This window comes from Paraburkholderia guartelaensis, assembly GCF_004353905.1.
GTDB lineage: Bacteria > Pseudomonadota > Gammaproteobacteria > Burkholderiales > Burkholderiaceae > Paraburkholderia > Paraburkholderia guartelaensis.
In genome coordinates this window covers 166,432-172,576 of record NZ_SMOD01000016.1, presented here as the reverse complement: position 1 = coordinate 172,576, position 6,145 = coordinate 166,432, and the positions used below count along the sequence as shown (strand labels likewise).

At 60.2% G+C, this 6,145-nt stretch carries 7 protein-coding genes; 2 read left to right on the top strand and 5 right to left on the bottom strand.

The features are described from left to right. Positions 1-228: transposase (locus E1N52_RS22040; protein WP_133184843.1), on the top strand; the 228-nt coding region annotated here is incomplete at its 5' end. A gap of 291 nt (positions 229-519) precedes the next feature. Here the strand turns inward: E1N52_RS22040 and E1N52_RS22035 are convergent. The 5 genes from E1N52_RS22035 to E1N52_RS22010 form a co-directional block, all read right to left on the bottom strand. After that, the gene (locus E1N52_RS22035; protein ID WP_133184842.1) at positions 520-1,032 is read right to left on the bottom strand and encodes a hypothetical protein; all 513 of its coding nucleotides are present in this window, start codon (positions 1,030-1,032) and stop codon (positions 520-522) included. Next, entirely contained in the window at positions 1,029-1,652 is a 624-nt protein-coding gene (locus E1N52_RS22030; protein WP_133184841.1) for a hypothetical protein, read from the bottom strand. Before E1N52_RS22030 ends, E1N52_RS22035 begins: the two co-directional genes overlap by 4 nt. Further along, a complete protein-coding gene (locus E1N52_RS22025) occupies positions 1,649-2,185 on the bottom strand; it encodes a PAAR domain-containing protein (RefSeq protein ID WP_133184839.1) in 537 nt (178 codons plus the stop codon). Before E1N52_RS22025 ends, E1N52_RS22030 begins: the two co-directional genes overlap by 4 nt. Positions 2,186-2,692: 507 nt before the next feature. Then, positions 2,693-3,517 (bottom strand): NAD-dependent epimerase/dehydratase family protein, encoded by an 825-nt coding sequence (locus E1N52_RS22015; protein WP_133184837.1) that lies wholly within the window; start codon positions 3,515-3,517, stop codon positions 2,693-2,695. Positions 3,518-3,586: 69 nt separating this feature from the next. Beyond that, the gene (locus tag E1N52_RS22010; RefSeq protein WP_425468110.1) at positions 3,587-4,894 is read right to left on the bottom strand and encodes an MFS transporter; all 1,308 of its coding nucleotides are present in this window, start codon (positions 4,892-4,894) and stop codon (positions 3,587-3,589) included. Positions 4,895-5,408: 514 nt separating this feature from the next. Here E1N52_RS22010 and E1N52_RS22005 point away from each other — a divergent pair. After that, complete coding sequence (locus E1N52_RS22005) at positions 5,409-6,143, top strand: ribonuclease activity regulator RraA (RefSeq protein ID WP_133184836.1); 735 nt, start codon at positions 5,409-5,411, stop codon at positions 6,141-6,143. The last annotated feature ends 2 nt before the right edge of the window (positions 6,144-6,145 follow it).

Below are 6,145 nucleotides of genomic sequence, written 5' to 3'. Positions count from 1 at the left end.
CGCAAAGTGATCTACACGACCAACGCCATTGAAAGCGTGAACGCCCAGCTACGCAAGATCGTCAAGACGCGTGGGCACTTCCCCACGGACGAGGCCGCGACCAAACTGCTGTGGCTGGCCTTGCGCAATATCACGGCTGACTGGAGCCGTGCCGCACATGACTGGAAAGCCGCGATGAACCAGTTCGCGATCCTCTACGAGGATCGCTTCACCAGGAATCATTTGTAGAATGCAATTGATGACCTGCCAGACGGCAGGTTTTTATCTGCCTTGCACACAAAAATTCAGACACTTCCGCCGGCCCAGCGTCCCTTGCTGAAGGTATACCGCTCGCCCCGAGAATATTGGCGAACCGCCGGTCATTAGCTTAACGGTGCCCTGTTGTCTTGTCTTGCAGGGTCAACTCCAGAGCGCGGCTTCATGCGCCTTGCCATAACTGGTCGCTGCGCGAAAGGCGCGCATTCCTGACATTCCCCACCGACGCGATGCAACTACGCCGACGGAGAAAAGTACCGGTCATCAGTGTTTCTTGTAGTGGCGAATGTCGTCCAAAGCAAAATACAGGCGCCTGGGTGACGACAGCGACAGCAAATATGCATACCGCACATTCTGATAGCTACCGCTTCTTCCAAGGCCGTCGAGCGTGTCACTGACGCACAAGAATTGGTCTTTCCCTTCATTCGCCAACAACCACATTGCCAGGTTCGGGTTGACCTCGACCGGCTTGACGTTCCCACCGAGCAATCGCGTTGCTGCGCTCGTTTGATAGAGAATGCCGTCGTATATCAACGCATTCGATGCGGCGCTCCGTGCATATCCGATGTCCTTCCCCTTATATTGGAAAAACGTCGCTTTGTAGCCGGGCTTGTAGTCATCTTCGTCAATACTTTCATTCGTCGGAATCGGCTTCACGTGGACTAATGGCGATACACTGCTTGCGCTCATGCAGCTATATATGAGCGCATCGGACGGCGCTGCGGCATACGCTGCGCTGGCCACGAACAGGCCGCATAAGAGGAGCACCCCCTTCATAGATATTCCTTTGAACGAGTGAACTTGACGTAGTCGGGATTGAACTTCCAGAAGATGGTGCCGCCGTGCGCAGCGGTCGATTCATAAACGTGATCGTAGCGATAGAGTTCGGTCTTTTCGATCGTGATCTTTCCAGCCGCCTTCTTCTTGATGAACTTGTACTTGATTACCAGCTTTGTCGATTCCTTGATGTTGTAGATATTGTGCGATGGGTCGATGAATTTGATCCCAACCGCGACCTTCGGATGTGTCGAATAATGTGACTTGATGTCGGCGCCATCCCAGAAATACGCGCCATTCGATTTGTCCACACCGTAAGCCAGCGCGTTGCGTGCCGCGGCGATGGCAATTTTCATCCCCTTATCCTTGTCGATCTGGGCATCCGTTGCCTTCATCAATTTCGTGTACCGGAGATTCCCGTCACTCACTACAAACGAAAAGGATCTTTCTGAGGAAGCAAATGTACCGATGTCCGAGTATCCCCGTGCGTCGCGCTGCCTGACCAGCACACTGGCCAGTCCGAACATCTCATCGCTGTCGTTATCAGGCGATGCCTCGCCATACGCCATCGCCGCGAGTTGTCGCGTTTGCGCATCGAGCGTCTCTTTCTTGTCCGTCATGTCTTTACCACCGAGTCACGATCAAGCCACATGACGGTATGCACGTCTGCTGCGCCCTCGACGACGGTACTTTGCCCGCTATCGAAACTCGCCGCCCGAGTATGCATATCGCCGTCCTTGAGCAGATCGTATTTGTATCCCGTCACTGGATTACCGTGCTCGTCTTCCAGGCCAAACCATTGCTCGATCACCTGCTCATCGTGAACGCCGCCTTGCAGCGCCTCCGACGAGGCGCCATGCGGCTCCAATGCGTTTGCGTCGGAAACGAGTTCAACAACATCCAGATGCTGTGAAGCGATCAGAATTGCTCCGCAGGACGTCTTCATCCCATCAAGCGCGATCGGCGTCCCGTTGAAAGAAAAGCTGGCGACGCCTTCCACGATCTTGTGATAGCCGGAGCACTTCGGACAGGTCACCGCATGGCCAAGGCCGGCGACAGGCTTGCCATAGCACTGCATTTCGGGAAACCCTTGAATTACCGTACCGCCGTGTGATGTCTTGTCGCCGACGCGAATTTTCGCTCTTGCAACCATGTGCGTTTCCTCATACTAAACGTAGGAAAGCTAGCAGAGGAGGCTCCGCCGTGCAACATGGGTTGAGGCTGCCCGAGTCCCGCGGCAAATCGAACTTTCTTCCAAAGCACAGCAGAGAAACCAACGGAAGCTCGTTCCAGTCCTTTGAACAATCCTGAAACCAAGGTCTTGGAACCACAAAACCCTATGCCTTATACATATCAGGTGTTTCGCGCAGGCAAGCAGCGCGGCCACCTGCCACCAGTTGGCTAATCGGTTCATTTGATTGGCTGCCTTGTCATTGACCAACCGGGCAAGCATCGATGCAGTAGCAAGGCGACTCAACGAGCGTCCGCGTAAGACGCTTAACTTTGACACATCTGCCGAGCGCTTCCATCAATCTGTTGCACCGACCGGTTGAATCCACAGCCGACTAGAGTCCGTCCGCAATTAGTCTGCCCAACGAAGAACCCAAAAAAAAAGCGCCCCCAAGGGGCGCTAAACGCAAACACACGGAAAAGCAGCGAATCACGACCGCTTGCCGCGCTTCTCCACCGGTGTGAAATCGAAGCTGGCGAAACTACCGCCCTGATACCGCTGCGCCGTCGCGTCGAGCGGGTTCTGCTGCGCCAGAATTTCAGCCGCCCAATCTTCCGAGTTCTGTTTCGGCTCATAGCCAAGGCGCTTCGCGTCGTCGTTCGCGCCTTCCTGAATCCAGTAGCTGCGCGTGTTGTTCGACACGCCCCACACCACGGCAAAGCCGATCTCATCCACATTGATCACACGATCGACGAGATGGAACAGGTCCTCGTGCCCGAACCACGTGCTCAATTGACGGAACTCGGTGGGCCTCGGCAGGCAGCTGCCGATGCGCACGTTCACGGTTTCGATGCCGTGCTTGTCCCAGTACAGGCGCGCGAGCGATTCGCCCCATGCCTTCGAAAGACCGTAGAAACCGTCCGGGCGAAACGCGCAGTCGAGCGTGAGCTTCTCTTCCACGGGGTACATGCCGATCGCGTGATTCGAGCTTGCGAACAGCATGCGCTTCGTGCCATGGCGGCGCATGCCTTCGTAGACTTCGACGAGACCGCGCAGATTGTTCTCGATGATCTCGGGCAGGGGACGCTCGACGCTCGTACCGGCCATGTGGATCAGTACGTCCACACCGTCGAGCAGGCGGTCGACCACGGCGGGGTCGCGCAGGTCGCCGTGCATCACGTCTTCGCCCGCGACGAGCGGTTCGAGCGGCTTCGAGCCGGCCGCGGAACGCAGGTTCACGCCGCGTTCGAGCAGGCCCTTGCGCAACACGGTGCCGAGCTGGCCGGCCGCGCCGGTCAATGCAACTTTCTTCACTGTGATTGTCCTCACGTAGAAATGCCGAAAGCCGGCGCCCTCGCGGGCGCCGGCCGGTGAATTTGTCGATCAGGCCTTCACTTTGTGCGAGGGCTGGAGCGCAGGGCTGCCAGCGTTGTCCTTCTGCTCGTTCGAGATCAGTCGCCATGCCACGCAGGCGCCGATGATGTCGAACAGCATGAGGCACACGAACAACGGGTTATAACCGATCGTGCTAGCCACTGCGCCGACGATGAGCGAGAACACCGTCGCGCCGAGGTAGCCGAACATGCCCGAGAGACCCGTGGCCGTTGCGACTTCGTGCTGGCCGAACACGTCCGAAGCCAGCGTGAACAGCGCACCCGAAATCGTCTGGTGTGCGAACGTGCCGACGCAGAAGAGGGCGATGGCGGCGTAGGGGCTCGCGACGAGGCCCACGCAGGCCGGACCGACCATCAGCAGCGCGCCGGTCGTGATGACGAGCTTGCGCGAGGTGATGAGCGAGCAGCCGAACCAGCGGATGAAGAGCGGCGCGAGGTAGCCGCCCACCAGGCAGCCGAGGTCGGCGGCGAGGAACGGCATCCACGCGAACAGCGCGATTTCCTTCAGGTTCATGTGACGCACGGTGACCATGTACAGCGGAATCCACGCGCCGAAGGTTTGCCATGCCGGTTCAGCGAGCATGCGCGGAATGCCGATGCCCCAGAAGCGGCGCGTCTTGAGCACTTCCTTGAACGAGGCGCGGCGGCCTTTGGTCGACTTCTGTGCTTCGGTCTGGCCTTCGCGGATGTAGTCGGCCTCATCCTGCGAGAGGCGCGGGTGTTCCGCGGGCATCTTGAAGAACACGAGCCACAGCGCCACCCAGATCAGCGCGCCGCCGCCGGTGACCACGAACGCGAACTGCCAGTTGAACTTGAGAATGCACCACACGACGAGCGGCGGAGCGAGCATCGCGCCAACCGAGGTGCCGGTGTTGAGCCAGCCGGTCGCGACCGAGCGCTCCTTGGCCGGGAACCATGCGCTGATGGCCTTCATGCCGGCCGGGAAGATCGCGGCTTCGGTCATGCCGAGCATGCCGCGGAACGCCGCGAGCGCGGGCCAGCTGCCGGCGAGGCCGTGCAGCATGTTGGCGATGGCCCAGCCGAACGCGAAGATCGCGAAGCCGATCTTGATGCCCACGGAGTCGAGCACGAAACCGGCGACCGGTTGCGCGAGGGCATAGCAGGCCTGGAAGGCCGTGACCACGTACGAGTACTGCTGCGTGGTCATGTGAAGCGTTTCAGTCAGCGTGGGTGCGGCCACCGCGAGCGAGCTGCGCGCGAGGTAGTTGAAGATGGTGCCGATCATGATGAGGCCGATGATCCACCACCGCACCCCCTTGATTGTCTTGCGTTGCACTGCTCGTCTCCTGCTGTTGGCGGGCTCTGGCACGAAGCTGTGCCGGAAGGTGGGCCCGAATGGCTGTGTTTCTATGCGTGGCGCCCCGTGCTGGCCTGGTTCGCTTCAGGCAGCCGCGTTGCTGGTCTCCCGCTGGCCGGGATGAAGGGCGGTGCCGGTGCGCATCGGGCCCTTCATGTAAGACATCATTCTATTTGCGGCAAAGTTGTAAAGCAAATATTGATGTGCTGGGGATTTCCCTGATGCGGGATCGGGGTCGGACACCCGGCGCGGCTTCTGGACGGGCCTTTGTTGACTTGGGGCATGATTTTACCTGTGGCGCTCGCTGAATCTTTCGATGTATTTCGCGCCAACCGGAAGGCTAGTCGTCATACATCCTGGGGCGGCCCGCAGCGCAATGGCGGGTTGACAATTTCCGTGTTGTATTACAACAATGCGACCCATCCGCTCGACAGTTTTTCGAGCCGCCGCCCGCGCCACGCGCACCACGAAACACGACAACGGACGAGACACGATGACTTCCCCCGCCATCCCCGTGAGCGATGCCGCGCTCGAACAACTGCGCCGCGTTTCCAACGCCACGCTCACCACACAACTTTTCAAGCGCGGCCTGCGCAACGTCTTCCTGCAAGGCGTGAAGCCGCTCGCCGCACCGGCGCCGGGCGCTCCCAACCTGGTCGGTCCGGCCTTCACGATGCGCAACATCCCGGCGCGCGAGGACCTCGACCAGTTGAGCGCGTTCCAGAACCCCGAGCATCCGCAGCGTAAGGGCGTCGAGACCGTGCCCGCGGGCGCGGTGCTCGTGCAGGACTGCCGCGGCGTGACCGACGCCGCCTCGATGGGCTCGATCCTCGCCACGCGCATGAAGGTGCGCGGCGTGGCGGGCATGGTCTCGGACGGCCCGGTGCGCGACAGCGCGACCATCGCGGCGCTCGGTATTCCGGTGTTCTGCGCGGGCGCTTCGGCGCCACTCAATCTCTGCAAGCACCATACGGTCGACCTGAACGTGCCGATCGGCTGCGGCGGCGTAGCCGTGTTTCCGGGCGACATCATCGTCGGCGATGCGGACGGCGTGGTCGTGATTCCGCATCATCTGGCCGAGGAAGTCGCGCGCGACGCCACCGAGCAGGAAACGCTCGAGCGCTTCATCACCGAACGCATCGAGGCGGGCGCGGCGCTGCCGGGCACCTATCCGCCGAACGAGGCGACGCTTGCCGCGTACGACGCATGGAAGAAGGAGCAGCGTTGAGC

What these genes read in the sequence shown, in the direction of transcription:
- E1N52_RS22035 (WP_133184842.1), bottom strand. Translation starts at nt 1,032, where the DNA reads ATGAAGGGGGTGCTCCTCTTATGCGGCCTGTTCGTGGCCAGCGCAGCG.
- E1N52_RS22030 (WP_133184841.1), bottom strand. Translation starts at nt 1,652, where the DNA reads ATGACGGACAAGAAAGAGACGCTCGATGCGCAAACGCGACAACTCGCG.
- E1N52_RS22025 (WP_133184839.1), bottom strand. Translation starts at nt 2,185, where the DNA reads ATGGTTGCAAGAGCGAAAATTCGCGTCGGCGACAAGACATCACACGGC.
- E1N52_RS22005 (WP_133184836.1), top strand. Translation starts at nt 5,409, where the DNA reads ATGACTTCCCCCGCCATCCCCGTGAGCGATGCCGCGCTCGAACAACTG.